15 protein-coding genes are annotated in these 14,831 nt (G+C 68.1%); 12 read left to right on the plus strand and 3 right to left on the minus strand.

What is annotated here, in order from left to right:
* Positions 1 to 2 precede the first annotated feature (2 nt).
* Positions 3 to 470, minus strand: coding sequence for an Rv3235 family protein (locus AU198_RS02520; RefSeq protein ID WP_231744545.1), 468 nt, complete (start codon positions 468 to 470; stop codon positions 3 to 5).
* Positions 471 to 706: 236 nt separating this feature from the next.
* Between AU198_RS02520 and AU198_RS02525 the strand changes: the two genes are divergently transcribed.
* From AU198_RS02525 to AU198_RS02545, 5 genes are all read left to right on the plus strand, one after another.
* Positions 707 to 2,116, plus strand: coding sequence for a WS/DGAT/MGAT family O-acyltransferase (locus AU198_RS02525; RefSeq protein WP_064345854.1), 1,410 nt, complete (start codon positions 707 to 709; stop codon positions 2,114 to 2,116).
* 61 nt (positions 2,117 to 2,177) lie between these two features.
* Complete coding sequence (locus AU198_RS02530) at positions 2,178 to 3,932, plus strand: BCCT family transporter (protein WP_064345855.1); 1,755 nt, start codon at positions 2,178 to 2,180, stop codon at positions 3,930 to 3,932.
* A gap of 6 nt (positions 3,933 to 3,938) precedes the next feature.
* Positions 3,939 to 4,439: a DUF6912 family protein gene (locus AU198_RS02535; protein WP_502689258.1), complete on the plus strand. Its 501-nt coding sequence runs from the start codon at positions 3,939 to 3,941 to the stop codon at positions 4,437 to 4,439.
* 61 nt (positions 4,440 to 4,500) lie between these two features.
* Positions 4,501 to 5,634, plus strand: a complete 1,134-nt coding sequence (locus AU198_RS02540; protein WP_064345857.1) for a ferredoxin reductase — start codon at positions 4,501 to 4,503, stop codon at positions 5,632 to 5,634.
* A 69-nt stretch (positions 5,635 to 5,703) separates the two neighbouring features.
* Positions 5,704 to 6,957 (plus strand): fatty acid desaturase family protein, encoded by a 1,254-nt coding sequence (locus tag AU198_RS02545; protein WP_064345858.1) that lies wholly within the window; start codon positions 5,704 to 5,706, stop codon positions 6,955 to 6,957.
* A gap of 280 nt (positions 6,958 to 7,237) precedes the next feature.
* Here the strand turns inward: AU198_RS02545 and rsgA are convergent, their stop codons facing one another.
* Together rsgA and aroA are read right to left on the minus strand one after the other, a co-directional pair.
* The gene (rsgA, locus tag AU198_RS02550) at positions 7,238 to 8,227 is read right to left on the minus strand and encodes a ribosome small subunit-dependent GTPase A (RefSeq protein ID WP_064345859.1); all 990 of its coding nucleotides are present in this window, start codon (positions 8,225 to 8,227) and stop codon (positions 7,238 to 7,240) included.
* A complete protein-coding gene (gene aroA, locus AU198_RS02555; protein ID WP_064345860.1) occupies positions 8,224 to 9,543 on the minus strand; it encodes a 3-phosphoshikimate 1-carboxyvinyltransferase in 1,320 nt (439 codons plus the stop codon). Before aroA ends, rsgA begins: the two co-directional genes overlap by 4 nt.
* Before the next feature lie 44 nt (positions 9,544 to 9,587).
* Here aroA and AU198_RS02560 point away from each other — a divergent pair, with 44 nt between their 5' ends.
* The 7 genes from AU198_RS02560 (at position 9,588) to AU198_RS02590 (ending at position 14,769) form a co-directional block, all read left to right on the plus strand.
* Entirely contained in the window at positions 9,588 to 10,349 is a 762-nt protein-coding gene (locus AU198_RS02560) for an SOS response-associated peptidase (protein WP_197415997.1), read from the plus strand.
* On the plus strand, positions 10,346 to 11,869 hold the full coding sequence (locus AU198_RS02565; RefSeq protein WP_064345862.1) for a DUF7782 domain-containing protein: 1,524 nt from the start codon (positions 10,346 to 10,348) through the stop codon (positions 11,867 to 11,869). The genes AU198_RS02560 and AU198_RS02565 overlap by 4 nt, the downstream gene beginning before the upstream one ends.
* A 50-nt stretch (positions 11,870 to 11,919) precedes the next feature.
* The gene (locus tag AU198_RS02570) at positions 11,920 to 12,513 is read left to right on the plus strand and encodes a TetR/AcrR family transcriptional regulator (protein WP_064345863.1); all 594 of its coding nucleotides are present in this window, start codon (positions 11,920 to 11,922) and stop codon (positions 12,511 to 12,513) included.
* Positions 12,510 to 13,337: an enoyl-CoA hydratase/isomerase family protein gene (locus AU198_RS02575; RefSeq protein WP_064345864.1), complete on the plus strand. Its 828-nt coding sequence runs from the start codon at positions 12,510 to 12,512 to the stop codon at positions 13,335 to 13,337. Before AU198_RS02570 ends, AU198_RS02575 begins: the two co-directional genes overlap by 4 nt.
* A gap of 117 nt (positions 13,338 to 13,454) precedes the next feature.
* Entirely contained in the window at positions 13,455 to 13,664 is a 210-nt protein-coding gene (locus AU198_RS02580; RefSeq protein ID WP_082690838.1) for a hypothetical protein, read from the plus strand.
* Positions 13,661 to 14,524, plus strand: coding sequence for an oxygenase MpaB family protein (locus AU198_RS02585; protein WP_064345866.1), 864 nt, complete (start codon positions 13,661 to 13,663; stop codon positions 14,522 to 14,524). The genes AU198_RS02580 and AU198_RS02585 overlap by 4 nt, the downstream gene beginning before the upstream one ends.
* The gene (locus tag AU198_RS02590) at positions 14,521 to 14,769 is read left to right on the plus strand and encodes a hypothetical protein (RefSeq protein WP_064345867.1); all 249 of its coding nucleotides are present in this window, start codon (positions 14,521 to 14,523) and stop codon (positions 14,767 to 14,769) included. The genes AU198_RS02585 and AU198_RS02590 overlap by 4 nt, the downstream gene beginning before the upstream one ends.
* The last annotated feature ends 62 nt before the right edge of the window (positions 14,770 to 14,831 follow it).

Here is a 14,831-nt window from a genome sequence, read left to right on the forward strand (position 1 = left end):
GCTCAACCGATCTGCAACGCGACCACCCGCCAGCGTCGTCCGTCGAACGCGATGCGCGCCGCGATCGCGCGGATGCGCTGTCCGCGACTGTAAGTGCCGAATACCTCCGCGGCCTCGTCATCGGTGACGCGCACCCTCACCCGGCGCAGGGTGGCAACGGTCGACTGCGGATGCCGGGTCATCGCGAGCACGGTTTCGATCGGCCCCGGCGCCAACAGCGGGCGCAACTGCGCCACGGGGCGACGCCGGTCGATCACCTCGAGCACGCGCCGCAACGCCGCATCGGCGAATACGACCGCGGCGCGCGGCGGGGCCGGCTCCCCGGGGATCGGCACCGGCCGTTGTGGGTGCCGCTCGCCCGGTGAGGCGCCAGGCCTGCCGGATATTCGGCGGCGCAACGCTTTCGGCGACGGTGGTGGACAGGCGACGGCACCGAGGGGTGGCGGTTCACAGTCGATCACGGGCGCCACCAGCGCAGCCTCGGCACGGGTGCAGAATGATGTCACAACGCGTTCTCCAGCTACTCGACGAGACAGAACCCGTCTGCTGGAGAGTGGCAGACACCACCATGATCGCACGGCCCGCGGTGGCCCACAGACAGCGATAGGCACCCGTGATGCGCATCCGCAGGGTTTGCCTATAGCGTGACGGGGACTTCGACGCACGCGGTCGGGCCGCGGCAGTACAGGGGAGGGACGACGTCGCGATGGTCACCCGGTTGTCGACGGCGGACGCGTCGTTCTACCACCTGGAGAACACGTCGACGCCGATGTACGTGGGTTCGCTGTCGATCCTTCGCAAACCCCGCGGCGGCCTGAGCTACGAAGCCCTGCTGGCCACCGTCGAACAGCGGCTGCCGCAGATACCCCGCTACCGGCAGAAGGTCCGCGAGGTGACGCTGGGCCTGGCGCGTCCGGTGTGGGTGGACGACCGCGACTTCGACATCACCTATCACATCCGTCGCTCCGCACTGCCGTCTCCGGGTAGCGACGCCCAGTTGCACGAACTCATCGCACGGCTGGGGTCGCGGCCACTGGACCGGTCGCGGCCGCTGTGGGAGATGTACCTGATCGAAGGCCTGGCCAAGAACCGCCTGGCGATCTATACGAAGTCGCATCAGGCGCTGGTGAACGGAATGACGGCCCTGGAGATCGGCCACGTCATCGCCGACCGCACCCAGAAGCCGCCGGAGTTCGGCGAAGACATCTGGATCCCGTTGCGCGAGCCCAGCGATCGCCAGTTGCTGCTCGGTGCGCTCGGCGAGTGGATCATGCGGCCCGCCGAGCAGATCGGTGCGGTCCGATCCGCCGTCGTCGACGTCGCGACCAACGCGGGCCAGTTGGTCGACATGGGCCGGCGGGCCCTCGAAGTGGCCCGCACCGTGGCGCGCGGCACCGCGCCGAACAGCCCGCTGAACACCACCGTGTCGCGCAACCGGCGGTTCACGGTCGCCTGCGGGCAACTCGAGGACTTCCGAACCGTGCGCGCCCGCTACGACTGCGACGTCAACGACGTGGTGCTGGCCGTGGTGGCCGGTGCGTTGCGCAATTGGCTGATGTCGCGCGGTGAACCGGTGACGTCCACGGCGCGGGTGCGGGCAATGGCGCCCATGTCGGTGTATCCGGATGCCGAACTCGACGCGACCGGCCCGGGCCAGGCCATCAGCGAGGTGACGCCGTTCCTCGTCGACCTTCCCGTCGGGGAGGGCAACCCGGTGGTGCGGCTCTCGCAGATCGCGCACGCCACGGAGTCGGCGTCCACCGCCTCGAGCCTGGTCGACGCGCGAACCATCGTGACTTTGTCGGGGTTCGCTCCGCCGACCTTGCACGCCATGGGCATCCGGGTGGCGACCACGTTCTCGGCGCGCCAGTTCAACCTGCTGATCACCAACGTGCCGGGCGCGCAGCATCAGATGTACATCGCGGGCACCAAACTGCTGGAGACCTACGCGGTGCCGCCGCTGTTGAGCAACCAGGTGCTGGCCCTGGGGGTGACCTCCTACAACGGCATGGTCTACTTCGGCATCAATGCCGACCGCGACGCCATGAGCGACGTCGATGTTTTGCCGAGCCTGCTGCGCGAATCGCTGGAAGAACTGCTAGAGGCGGCCCAATAACACCGTCTATGCGTTTGCGGGATTGACTCTCTCGCCGCCAGCGGGGTCGAATTGGGTCACCATGACGACGAGCGCAGAGAACGAGACGCCAGGAAAAGCCAGGACCGCGACGCGGCGCGCGCTCGAATCGCCGACTGATTCCGTCGTGCCCCACCCGGCGCTGGATCTGCCGCCAGGAGATGACGCCATCACCCGGTCGCGCGGGGTGGATTGGATCGTCTTCGGGGTCACCGCCGTCATCGCCATCGCCTTCCTGGCGTGGGGCTTCGTCAGTACGGAGTCGCTGGCCTCGGCCTCCGGTAGTGCGCTGACATGGGTGATGGACAACACCGGGTGGCTGTTCGTGTTGACGGCCTCCGGTTTCGTGGTCTTCATTCTGTGGCTCGCGATCGGCCGCTTCGGCGCGATCCCACTGGGTCGCGACGACGAGGAACCCGAGTTCCACGGGGTGTCGTGGGTCGCGATGATGTTCAGCGCCGGCATGGGGATCGGGCTGATGTTCTTCGGGGTGGCCGAACCGCTTTCGCACTTCGCGACACCGCCTCCGGGTACCGGCGAACCGGGCAACCCCGAGGCCGTGCAGACCGCAATGGCCACCACGCTGTTCCACTGGTCGCTGCACCCGTGGGCGATCTACGCGGTGGTCGGGCTGGCGATCGCCTACGGCGTCTACCGCAAGGGTCGGTTGCAGCTGATCAGCGCGGCGTTCGAACCGCTGCTGGGCTCGCGCGCCAACGGCCCGTGGGGCAAGGTCATCGACATGCTGGCGATCTTCGCCACGCTGTTCGGCTCGGCCGCCTCACTCGGGTTGGGTGCGCTGCAGATCCGCAGCGGTCTGCAGATCGTCGGCGGTATCGGAGAAACCGGCAACACCATCCTCATCGTCATCATCACGGTGCTCACGATGGCGTTCGTGCTGTCGGCGGTCTCCGGGGTTGCGCGCGGCATCCAGTGGTTGTCCAACATCAACATGGTGCTGGCGATGGTGCTCGCGTGCTTCGTATTCGTCGTCGGGCCAACGGTTTTCATCCTCAACCTGTTGCCGACATCGCTGGGCAGTTACATGGCCGACTTCGCGATGATGTCCGCGCGCACCGGCGCCGAAGGCGCCGACGTCAACGAGTGGTTGCAGTCGTGGACGATCTTCTACTGGGCGTGGTGGGTGTCGTGGACGCCGTTCGTCGGCATGTTCATCGCGCGGATCTCGCGGGGCCGCACCATCCGTCAGTTCGTCACCGGCGTGTTGCTGGTGCCCAGCCTGGTGTCGCTGGTGTGGTTCGCGGTGTTCGGCGGTTCGGCGATCCGCGTGCAGGAGGAGGGCACCGACCTCGCCGGTGAGGGCAGCATCGAGGCCCAGCTGTTCGGCCTGCTCGACCAGTATCCGATCGCGGCGATCGCCAGTGTGCTGGTGATGCTGCTGGTGGGAATCTTCTTCGTCTCCGGCGCGGACGCGGCGTCGGTGGTGATGGGATCGCTGTCCGAACGCGGCACGATCAGACCCGGTAGAGCCACCGTGATCTTCTGGGGGGTGGCCACCGGTGCCGTGGCCGCGGTGATGCTGCTGGTCGGCGGACAGGACGCGCTGACCGGGTTGCAGACCATCACGATCATCGCGGCGCTGCCGTTCGTCGTCGTGATGGTCGGCATGGCGGTGGGGCTGGTCAAGGACCTGCGTCGGGACCCGCTGATGGTCCGCAGGCAGTATGCGAGGGAGGCCGTCGACACCGCGGTCATCCAGGGTGTCACCGAGCACGGCGACGACTTCGTCATCTCGGTGGAAAAGGATCCGGCGAGCGAGAAATCGCCTGACGACTAATCTCGCCTGGTGCGCGTCTACATCCCCGCGACCCTGACCGTGCTGCAGCAGCTCGTGGCCGACCGGGTGCTGCATGCCCGCAGCGGTACGGCGTTCGCGCTGACGCCGGCCCTGCGCGAGTCCTACGCCGAGGGCGACGACGAAGAACTCGCCGAGGTCGCACGCCGGGAAGCCGCGCTGGCATCGCTGCGACTGCTCGCCGGTGAGGGAGTGGGGGAGCTGCCGCCGCGGCGCGTGGTGGTGGAGGCCGAGGTCGACGGCGTGACGCCGCGCCCCGATCTCGACGACGCGGTGGTGCGGCTGGCCGGTCCGGTCGCCTTCGAGGACGTCATCGCCGCGTATGTCGACAATGCCGACGCCGAGTCCGCGGTGTTGGCGGCGATCGAGGCCGTCGACGAGGCGGATCTCGGCGACGAGGATGCCGAATTCGTCGTCGGGGATGCCCAGGACCACGACCTGGCCTGGTACGCGCCGCAGGAACTGCCGTTCCTGCTCGAACTGCTCTGATCCGCGCATCGGCCGTGATCCCGGCTGGATACGGGACCGTAGGTTACGGTACCGTAGGTTCATGGCCAAGAACTCCATCAAGGTGTCGGCCAACGTCGTCGACACGGTGCGGCCTACGGTCGCCGGGATCAGGAATCCGGGCTTACACGCGCTGCGGACCATCGTGGGGCGAATCACCACGCCGTTGCTGCCCGACGACTACCTCAAACTCGCCAACCCGTTGTGGTCGGCGCGCGAGCTGCGCGGCCGGGTGCTCGGCGTCCGGCGCGAGACCGAGGACTCCGCGACGCTGGTGATCAAGCCGGGATGGGGCTTCTCGTTCGATTACCGGCCCGGCCAGTACATCGGGATCGGCGTGCAGATCGACGGTCGTTGGCGCTGGCGGTCGTATTCCCTGACCTCACCACCGTCGCGCACCGCCCGAACCATCACCATCACGGTCAAGGCAATGCCCGAAGGGTTCTTGTCGACGCACCTGGTGGACGGACTGGCGCCGGGCACGATCGTGCGGTTGGCTGCGCCGCAGGGCAACTTCGTGATGCCCGACCCGGCTCCGCCCAAGGTGCTGTTCCTCACCGGCGGCTCCGGTATCACGCCGGTGATGTCGATGCTGCGGACGCTGGCTCGGCGTGAGCAGATCACCGATATCGTCCACTTGCATTCCGCGCCAACGGAATCCGATGTCATGTTCGCCTCGGAACTCGCCGACCTGGCCCGTGCGCACGACGGTTATCGATTGCGGACCCGCGCGACGCGCAGTCAGGGCCGCCTGGACCTGTCGCGCCTGGACGACGAGGTCCCCGACTGGCGCGAACGACAGACCTGGGCGTGCGGCCCCGAGGGCATGCTCGATGCCGCCCAGCGCTGCTGGTCGACGGCCGGCCTCGCCGAACGCCTGCACCTCGAGCGTTTCGCGGTGTCCAAGGCAGCCGTGCACGGGCAGGGCGGCACCGTCGAGTTCGCGCGCAGCGGCAAGACGGCCACGGTGGACGCCGCGACGCCGCTGATGGAGGCCGGGGAGCAGGTCGGTGTGCAGATGCCGTTCGGCTGCCGGATGGGTATCTGCCAGTCATGTGTGGTGGGGCTCGTCGAGGGACATGTCCGCGACCTGCGCACCGGTGTCGAGCACGAGCCGGGCAGCCGGGTGCAGACGTGTGTCTCTGCGGCATCCGGCGATTGTGTGCTCGATGTCTGAGGTTTACTGGCTGGTAACCTACGGGTACGTAGGTTACGGTAGCGTAGGCATGCGAGAGGAGGCTTGACGATGGCAATAACCGACGTTCCCGAATTCGCGCATCTGACCGACGCGGACATCGGGAGTCTGGCTGTGGAACTGGACGCGATCCGGCAGGACATCGAAGACTCCCGTGGTGAGCGCGATGCGCGCTACATCCGCCGCACTATCGCCGCCCAGCGTGCGCTGGAGGTCGCCGGCCGCCTGATGCTGGCCGCGAGTTCACGCCGCTCGGCATGGTGGGCCGGAACCGTCACCCTGGGCGTGGCCAAGATCATCGAGAACATGGAGATCGGCCACAACGTCATGCACGGCCAGTGGGATTGGATGAACGATCCTGAGATTCACTCCTCGACATGGGAGTGGGACATGAGTGGCTCGTCCAAGCACTGGCGCTTCACCCACAACTTCATGCATCACAAGTACACCAACATTCTGGGCATGGACGACGACGTGGGCTACGGGCTGTTGCGGGTTACCCGCGACACGAAGTGGAAGCCGTTCAACCTCGGAAACCTGCTCTACAACACGATTCTCGCGCTTGGCTTCGAGTGGGGCGTCGGTCTGCAGCACGTGGAGCTGGGCAAGATCTTCAAGGGCAGGGACAATCGCGACGAGAGCAAGACCCGGGCGCGGGAGTTCGCCGCGAAGGCGGGCGCGCAGGTGGTCAAGGACTACGTCGCCTACCCCGCATTGACCTCGCTGTCGCCCGCGGCGACGTTCCGGTCGACGCTGACGGCCAACGCGGTCGCGAACGTGATCCGCAATGTCTGGTCGAATGCGGTCATCTTCTGCGGCCACTTCCCTGACGGCGCAGAGAAATTCACCAAGACCGACATGGCCGGTGAGAGCAAGGGCCAGTGGTATCTGCGCCAGATGCTCGGCAGCGCCAACTTCGAGAACGGCCCGGTGCTGCGGTTCATGAGCGGCAACCTGTGCCACCAGATCGAGCACCATCTGTATCCGGACCTTCCGAGTAACCGGCTGCACGAGATCTCGGTGCGGGTGCGACAGGTGTGCGACAAATACGACCTGCCCTACACGACCGGTTCGTTCCTGGTGCAGTACGGCAAGACGTGGCGGACCATCGCCAAGCTGTCGCTGCCGGACAAGTATCTGCGCGACACCGCCGACGATGCGCCGGAGACGCGCAGCGAGCGGATGTTCGCCGAACTGGAGCCGGCCCAGCGGCGTGGTCTCAAGTCGTCGATCGCGGCCGTGCGGGCACGTCGTCGCGAGAAGCGCGCCAGCCGCGAACAGGCCCGAATTCAGCGCGCGGCGTAACTCCCATTTGGCGCGAGCGTGCGAGTCTGCACACGACACACCGCTGTTTTTCGTGAGTTTGTGCACGCTCGCGGCGCGGTGAACGTGCGTCCGCGGCTAAGGCCGACTCGGGCGGCCGACTCGGGAGCCCGATGGGGAAGCCTCTGAGAGTGGCATGTTCGGTTGTGGCGTGAGCCGGAGCGACTTGCATTGCGCACTGTCGTCGAGTGCGAGCGTGCGTAAAGTGGCGATTTTCGTCGGCGTGTCGTGTGCAGACGCGCACGCTCGCGCAGAGAGAGAGTTAGTAGGCCGCCGATTCGTGGAGCGCGGCCAGCAACCTGCGCGCCGCGGCGACGCGGTCGACCGCGGCGCCGCTCAGCGTGTCCAGCGCACACTCCGGATCGGCGGGCGGACCCATGTGCCCGCATCCGCGGGGGCAGTCCTTGATCGCCTCGGCCAGATCCGAAAACGCCAGCAGCACATCGTCGGGTTCGATGTGCGCCAGTCCGAACGACCGGATACCGGGCGTATCGATCACCCACCCGCCCAGCTCCAGCGGCAGTGCCACCGACTGGGTCGACGTATGTCTGCCCTTCCCGATATCGGTCACCTCGCCGGTAGCCCGTTCAGCCTGGGGGACAAGACGATTCACCAACGTTGACTTGCCGACCCCCGAATGGCCGAGCAGTACGGTGACCCGTCCCGCCAGCATCGGGGCCACGGCGTCGAGCGGATCGTCGCGGCCAGCCGTGGTGATCGTCAGATCGAGGTCGGCGAACTGCGCCGCAAACGGCTGCGGCGGCGCCAGATCCGTCTTGGTCAGGCACAGGATCGGTTCCAGCCCGCCGGCGTAGGCGGCGATCAGCGCGCGCTCGACCAACCCTGTGCGCGGCGGCGGATCGGCCAGCGCGACGACGATCAACAGCTGGTCGGCGTTGGCGACCACCACCCGCTCCGTCGGATCGGTGTCATCGGCGGTGCGGCGCAACACGGTTCGTCGATCGCCGCGGCGCACGATGCGGGCCAGGGTGTCGGGCCGACCCGACAGGTCACCGACGATGCCGACCTCGTCGCCGACGACGATCGGGGTGCGTCCCAGCTCTCGGGCACGCATCGCGACCACGCGGCGGCCGGGGTCCCCGCCGAGCGCGCACCCCCACCGCCCCCGGTCGACTGTCACCACCATCGCTTCTTGCGCGTCGGCGTGCTCAGGACGAATCTTGGTCCGCGGCCGCGAGCCTCGGCCGGGCCGCACCCGGACATCGGACTCGTCGTACTCGCGTCGGCTCAAGCGGGGTCGACCTCCGTCGTCTGCCCCGCGAGCATGTCGGCCCACAACTGCGGGAAGCCGGGCAACGTCTTGGCGGTGGTGTCGATGTCCTCCACCGCGACGTCCGGCACCCGAAGCCCCACGATCGCGCCCGCAGTGGCCATCCGGTGGTCGGCATACGACCGCCACAGCCCGCCGTGCAGCGGTCGGGCCGTGATCACCAGTCCGTCCTCGGTCTCCTCGCACTGACCGCCGAGACCGTTGATCTCCGCCGACAGTGCCGCGAGCCGGTCCGTCTCGTGTCCACGCAGATGCGCGATACCCGACAGCTTCGACACCGAGTCGGGGGAGGCCAGCGCTGCCAGCGCAGCGACGGCGGGCGTGAGCTCACCGACCTCGTGCAGATCGACGTCGATACCGCCGTACACCTCGGCGCCACTCACTTCGAGGTATGTATCGCCATGTTGTACAACGGATCCCAACTTCTCCAGGATCGAGACGATCGTGTGGGCCGGCTGCGTGCTCACCCGCGGCCAGCCCATCAACCGCACGCTGCCCCCGCTGACCACCGCCGCCGCCAGGAACGGGACCGCGTTGGACAGGTCGGGCTCGATGTCCCAATGCCGGGCAGCCACCGGCCCCGGCGACACCTGCCATCGGTTGTCCCGGCTGTCGTCGACGTCGACTCCGGCGTCGCGCAGCATCGCGACCGTCATCGCCACATGCGGTGCCGAGGGCACCGAGCCGCCGGTGTGCACGACGGTCAGCCCGTCGCGGAACCCCGCTCCCGACAGCAGCAGCCCCGAAACGAACTGGGACGACGCCGAGGCATCGATCTCCACGGTTCCGCCGGCGACCGATCCGGCGCCCCGCACAGCGAAGGGAAGCCCATCGCCGTCGATGTCGACCCCGAGGCCGCGCAACGCGCCGAGGAGGGGCGCGATGGGACGGGCGCGGGCCTGTTCGTCACCGTCGAACATGACCGTGGCGGTGCCCAGGGCGGCCACCGGCGGCACGAACCGCAACACCGTGCCGGCCAGTCCGCAGTCGATGCGCGCCCCGTCGCTCGGCGCGATCCGGCCGCTGACGGACAGGTCGTCGGCGTGACCCTCGACCGTCACGCCGAGCGCGGTCAGCGCCCCGATCATCAGGTCGGTGTCGCGGCTGCGCAACGCCCCGCGGATCGTCGAATCGCCGTTGGCCGTGGCCAGCGCCGCCAACACCAGCGCCCGGTTCGTCTGAGATTTCGAGCCGGGAACGGTGACAGTGGCATGCACCGGAGTTGTCGTCGACGGTGCAGGCCAGGCCTGGCGTTGGTGGGGTCCGGGCGCGCTCACTGCTCCATCTTCCCCTGTCGGCTCGCCGTGCCACCATGGGATTCATGTGTGGACGTTTCGCGGTGACCACGGACCCGGCGCTACTGGCCGAGAAGATCAAGGCGATCGACGAGACGACGGCGGCCTCTGCCGGCGGTAAAGATGCGTCGGCGCCGAATTACAACGTCGCCCCGACCACGACCGTCAGCACCCTGGTCAAGCGCCACAGCGAACCCGACGACGAAGCCACCCGGCGGCTGCGGTCGATGCGCTGGGGCCTGGTGCCGCCGTGGGTGAAGGCTAAAGAGGACGGCAGCCCCGAGACCAAGGGGCCGTTGCTGATCAACGCGCGCTCGGACAAGCTGACCACGTCGCCGGCCTTCCGTCACTCGGCCAAGAACAAGCGCTGCCTGGTTCCGATGGACGGCTGGTATGAGTGGCAGGGCGAGCGAGGCGCCAAGACGCCCTTCTTCATGTACGCGGGCGACGGTGAGCCGCTGTTCATGGCGGGGTTGTGGTCGACGTGGCGGCCGAAAGACGCGCCCAAGGACGCCAACCCGCTGCTCAGCTGCACGATCATCACCACCGACGCCGCCGGTCCGCTGGCCGAGATCCACGACCGCATGCCGCTGACCGTCAGCGAGCGCGACTGGGACCGCTGGTTGGACCCCGACGCGCCGATCGACGAGGGACTGTTGCGCGGCCACGGAGACCTCGACCGCATCGAGATCCGCGAGGTGTCCCGGTTGGTCAACAGCGTCCGCAACAACGGCCCGGAGTTGATCGAGCCCGTCGAACCCTCGGCCGAACAAGGCACCCTGCTTTGACGCGGCCGGATTCGTCCGGGCCGCTGCACTCCGCCGCCGTCATCGACGGGCTGGCCGCCGACCTGCGCAGCGCGGGGTACAGCACCGACGGGGTGGCCGTTCTACTCGGCGACGACGCTGATGCCGCGTTCGCCAGGGGAGCGTGGTGGCCGGCGCTGCGGGCCACCGATCGCGTCCTGCACAGCGGGACAGCACAGCAGCGACGGCTGGCGGTACTGGTGCGTCTGTTCCTGCTGGGTTCGGCCGAACCCGCCGAACGCGTCACCCACGCGTTCGGCTCCGTCGACATCGACGCGTTGGTGGCCAACGCCGTGCTGGGGTGGGCGGCCGACGGCACCGCGCGCGCCGCACTGGACATCCGGCCCCACAGCGACGGCGCCAACGACTTCTTCGTCGTCTCCGACCTGGACGCCTCGATGCGTTCGGGGCCGGTGCGCCGGGACCACGTCCTGGGCATCGGCGGTGCGTCGGTCTCGCTGGCCCGCGCGGTCGTGCGCCCGCCGGTCGCCCGCGCGCTCGACCTTGGCACAGGGTGCGGTGTGCAAGCCCTGCACCTAAACGGGCACTGCGCGCACATCGTGGCCACCGACACCAACGAGCGTGCACTCGCGCTCGCGGCGGCGACCGCGCGCCTCAACGACATGTCTTGGGATCTGCGGCGCGGCAGCTTGTTTGAGCCGGTCGCCGGTGAGCGCTTTGACCTCATCGTCTCCAATCCGCCGTTCGTGGTGGGCGCGGGTGGCTGCGACTACCTCTACCGCGACTCGGGTCTTGCGGGAGACGCCCTATGTCGCAATCTGATCGAGCAAGTCTGTGACCATCTGGAGCCCGGGGGCACGGCGCTGGTCATGGCCAACTGGATCGTTCGTCGCGACGACTGGCGCAACCGGGTTCGAGGTTGGTTGGCGGGCACCGGGTTGCACGCGTGGGTGGTGCAGCGCGAACTCGCCGACCCGGTCAGCTATGTGTCGCTGTGGACCGCCGACGCCGGGGAGGACCGGGAGGGGGCGGCGCGCCGCGGAGGGCAGTGGCTCGACTGGTTTGCCGACGAGGGCATCGCCGGTATCGGCATGGGTGTGATCGCTTTGCGCGCACCACGATCCGGTGAGCGTCGCGCGCCTGAGCACATCCTCGAGGAGATCACCGGCGCGGACGAAGCCCTCACCGGTGATGAGGTCGACGCGTTCTTCGCGCGCCGGGAGTACCTGCACGACACCACCGACGAGCAGTTGCTTGCCGCGAGGTTGTCGACGGCGCCCGTCTTCCTCGAGGAGCAGTCGCTTCCGGGGCCCGACGGCTGGCAGGTCGTCGGTGCGGCCGTGCGTCGCCCCGGTGGGCCCGGAGCGGTCATCGGCATCGACGAGATCGGCCGAGCGCTGTTGGCCGGATGCCGCGGCGAGGTGCCGCTGGGAACGCTGATCGACCTGCTCGCAACCGTTCACGGTGTCGACGCCGACGCCCTGGCGGGGGCCGCGCTGCCCGTCGTGCGGGAGGCGGTGGGGCGGGGCATCCTCTTTTAGGCCCACTGACCCTTGACAGAGGATTCCTCGGTTCGATTAGAGTAATCCTCGTGCCCTCGCGTACGCGGCCCGATGCGCGGAGCCGATTGCTCGCCGTCGCGCGCCGCCGGTTCGCGGCCGACGGCGCTCTCTCGGCCACCCTCGACGAGGTTCGCCGCGAAGCCGAGGTGAGTGTCGGCGCGCTGTATCACCATTTCCCCGACAAGTTTTCGCTCGCCACCGCCGTCTTCGCCGAGGTGCTCGCCGAGTACCAGGCCGGCTTCCTCACCATGCTGCGCGCACACGACACCGCCGAGGGCGGCATTCGCGGCGGTGTCACCCATCACCTGCGGTGGGTTTCGGCGCATCGCGGCGAGGCCGGCCTACTGCTCGGTCCCAGGCTCGACAGTGCCGAACTGCGATCGCACAACGAGATCTTCTTCGCGACCATCCGCGACTGGTGGCGTCCGCATCACGGCTACGGCGCGCTGCAGCCGATGCGCGCCGGGGTGACCGCAGCGTTGTGGCTCGGCCCCGCCCAGGAGTACAGCCGGTACTGGATTGCCGGGGCGGCCAGGCGGATACCACCGCAAACAATCAAGACTTTCGCCGATGCCGCGTGGAAGGCGTTGCGCACCAACGACACCGAGGAGGACCCGTCATGACCGATTCGTTGTACCGGACCATGGTGGCCAGCGGCGACGAGCCCGACGCGCCGCATCGGGTGCGCGTCGAGCACCGAGGGGACAGGGCCGTCGTCACGCTCGACGAGCCACGACGGCTCAACGTGCTGTCCGCGCCGTTGGTGCGCCAGCTGCGACGGGCGCTGGCCGACCTCGACGCCGACCCGGGAATCCGTTCGGTCGTGCTCACCGGCGCGGACCCCGGCTTCAGCGCCGGAGGCGACCTACGCATGATGGACGCCGCGATCGACCGACTCGACGCACCGGAGGGCGCGGCCGATATCTGGCGTTGGATTCGCCGCGAGTTCGGCGGCATCGCGCGGCTGATCGCCGGATCCGACACGATCTTCGTCGCCGCGCTCAACGGAGCAGCGGCAGGCGTCGGGTTGGCCTGGGCGCTGACCTGCGACCTCGTGATCGCCAGCGAACGCGCCGTCGTGGTGCCCGCATTCGCCAAGCTGGGATTGATCCCCGAGGTCGGCACCAGTTGGGCCCTGACCCGGCGCCTGGGTTACCAGGCGACACTCGCCTACTACCTGCGTGGCGAACACATCGACGCCCGCGAGGCGCTGCGGCTGGGCCTGGTGCAGGAGGTCGTCGAACACGACCGTCTGCTCGGGGTCGCCGACGAATGGTGTTCGCGCATCGCCGCACTCCCGCCGCACGCCGTCGCAATGAGCAAGCCGCTGCTGCGGGCGGCCGCCGACGCCGACTGGTCCGACGCCCTCACCCTGGAAGAGTTCGCCGAACCCACCTGCTTCACCACCGCCGCGTTCGCCGACAGCGTGCGTTCGATGCTCTCCTGAGCCGGCGCCGACACTCACAGCCTATGCTCGGTTTCACCGCATTTGCCTGATCAGCTCGGAATGGGCATTAACATAGTGCGGGTAGGTCGAGTGAGGGGGTCGAGTGTGGTCAGTGCGGTGAGGAAGCTTCTCAGCTTCGAGATGACCCTCGCCGAATGGATCGGCACCGGGCTCATCCTCGCCGCACCCTACGTCGTCGTCGGCATAGGCTGGACCGCCTTGCGCCTGGACCGGTTGGACGGCAGCGGACTGACCTGGCTGATCCAGGCGGTCGGTTCGGTCGCATTCTGGCCGGCGCTGGTCTTCTCGGCGGTGTGTGTCGGATGACCGACCGCTACCGCATCTCCGTTCGACGACGCACCGCCCGATGGGACCCCGAGGCCGACGTGACCGCCGGGGACGCGATGGACTTCTGGGCATTCGCCGGCGGCGCCGCCAACGTCGTCATGCAACTGTCCTGGCCGGAGGTCGGTTACGGCGTCGCCGAGAGCAAGGTCGATTCGGGGAACCTGCTCAAACACCCGTGGAAGCGGGCGCGCACGACGTTCCAGTACCTCGCGGTCTCGGTGCTGGGGACTCCCGATGACCGCGCGGCCTTCCGGGAGGCGGTCAACACCGCGCACCGCCACGTCAAGTCGACCGCCGAGAGCCCCGTGCGGTACAACGCCTTCGATCGCGACCTGCAGATGTGGGTGGCGGCTTGCCTTTTCGTCGGGCTGGAGGACACCTATCAGCTGCTGCGCGGTGAGATGACACCGCAGCAGGCCGAGCAGTTCTACCGCTCTGCATGGCCACTGGGCACCACGCTGCAGGTCACCGAAGACCAGTGGCCGCCGTCGCGCGCCGAGTTCGACGACTACTGGCGAACCGCGTGCGAGCGGGTCAAGATCGACGACCGGGTACGTGACCACCTGATGCACATGCTCAATCTGCGCATGATCAACCCGCTACTGGGACTGCCGTTCCGGCCGTTGCTGAAGTTCCTGACAACCGGATTCCTCGCCCCGGTGTTCCGTGAGCAGATGGGCTTGCGGTGGAGCGGGTTTCACCAGTTCCTGTTCGAATGGCTCTTCCTCACAGTCGCTTTCGTCAACAGGTTCATGCCGGTGTTCCTGCGCCAGGGCGGCAGCTACGTGCTGCTCGCCGACGTGCGCCGCCGGGTCCGTATGCACAAGGCGCTGGTATGACGGGGCTTCGCCGGCTGCTCAGTCGACGGGTCAGCGTCGAGGCGATGATCGAGGCCGGCATGTGGCTGTCGATCCCGTATCTGGTGATCGGGCTGATATGGGCCTTCTTCGACGCCGAGCAGGTGCAGCTGATCGACACTGCGCTGCGCACGCGGATACCGGCCGGGTCCGACATCGGCGCGTTCATGGTGACGGCGGTGTTCTGGCCGGCGAACCTGTTGGGCATCGAACTCTGCGTTCCCTGACGCATCGTGTGCGACCCGCGGTTCATTGAGATGGCGAATACCGACGACTGACGTACGCCAAT

Source organism: Mycobacterium sp. GA-1199, from assembly GCF_001500045.1.
Classification (GTDB): Bacteria; Actinomycetota; Actinomycetes; order Mycobacteriales; family Mycobacteriaceae; genus Mycobacterium.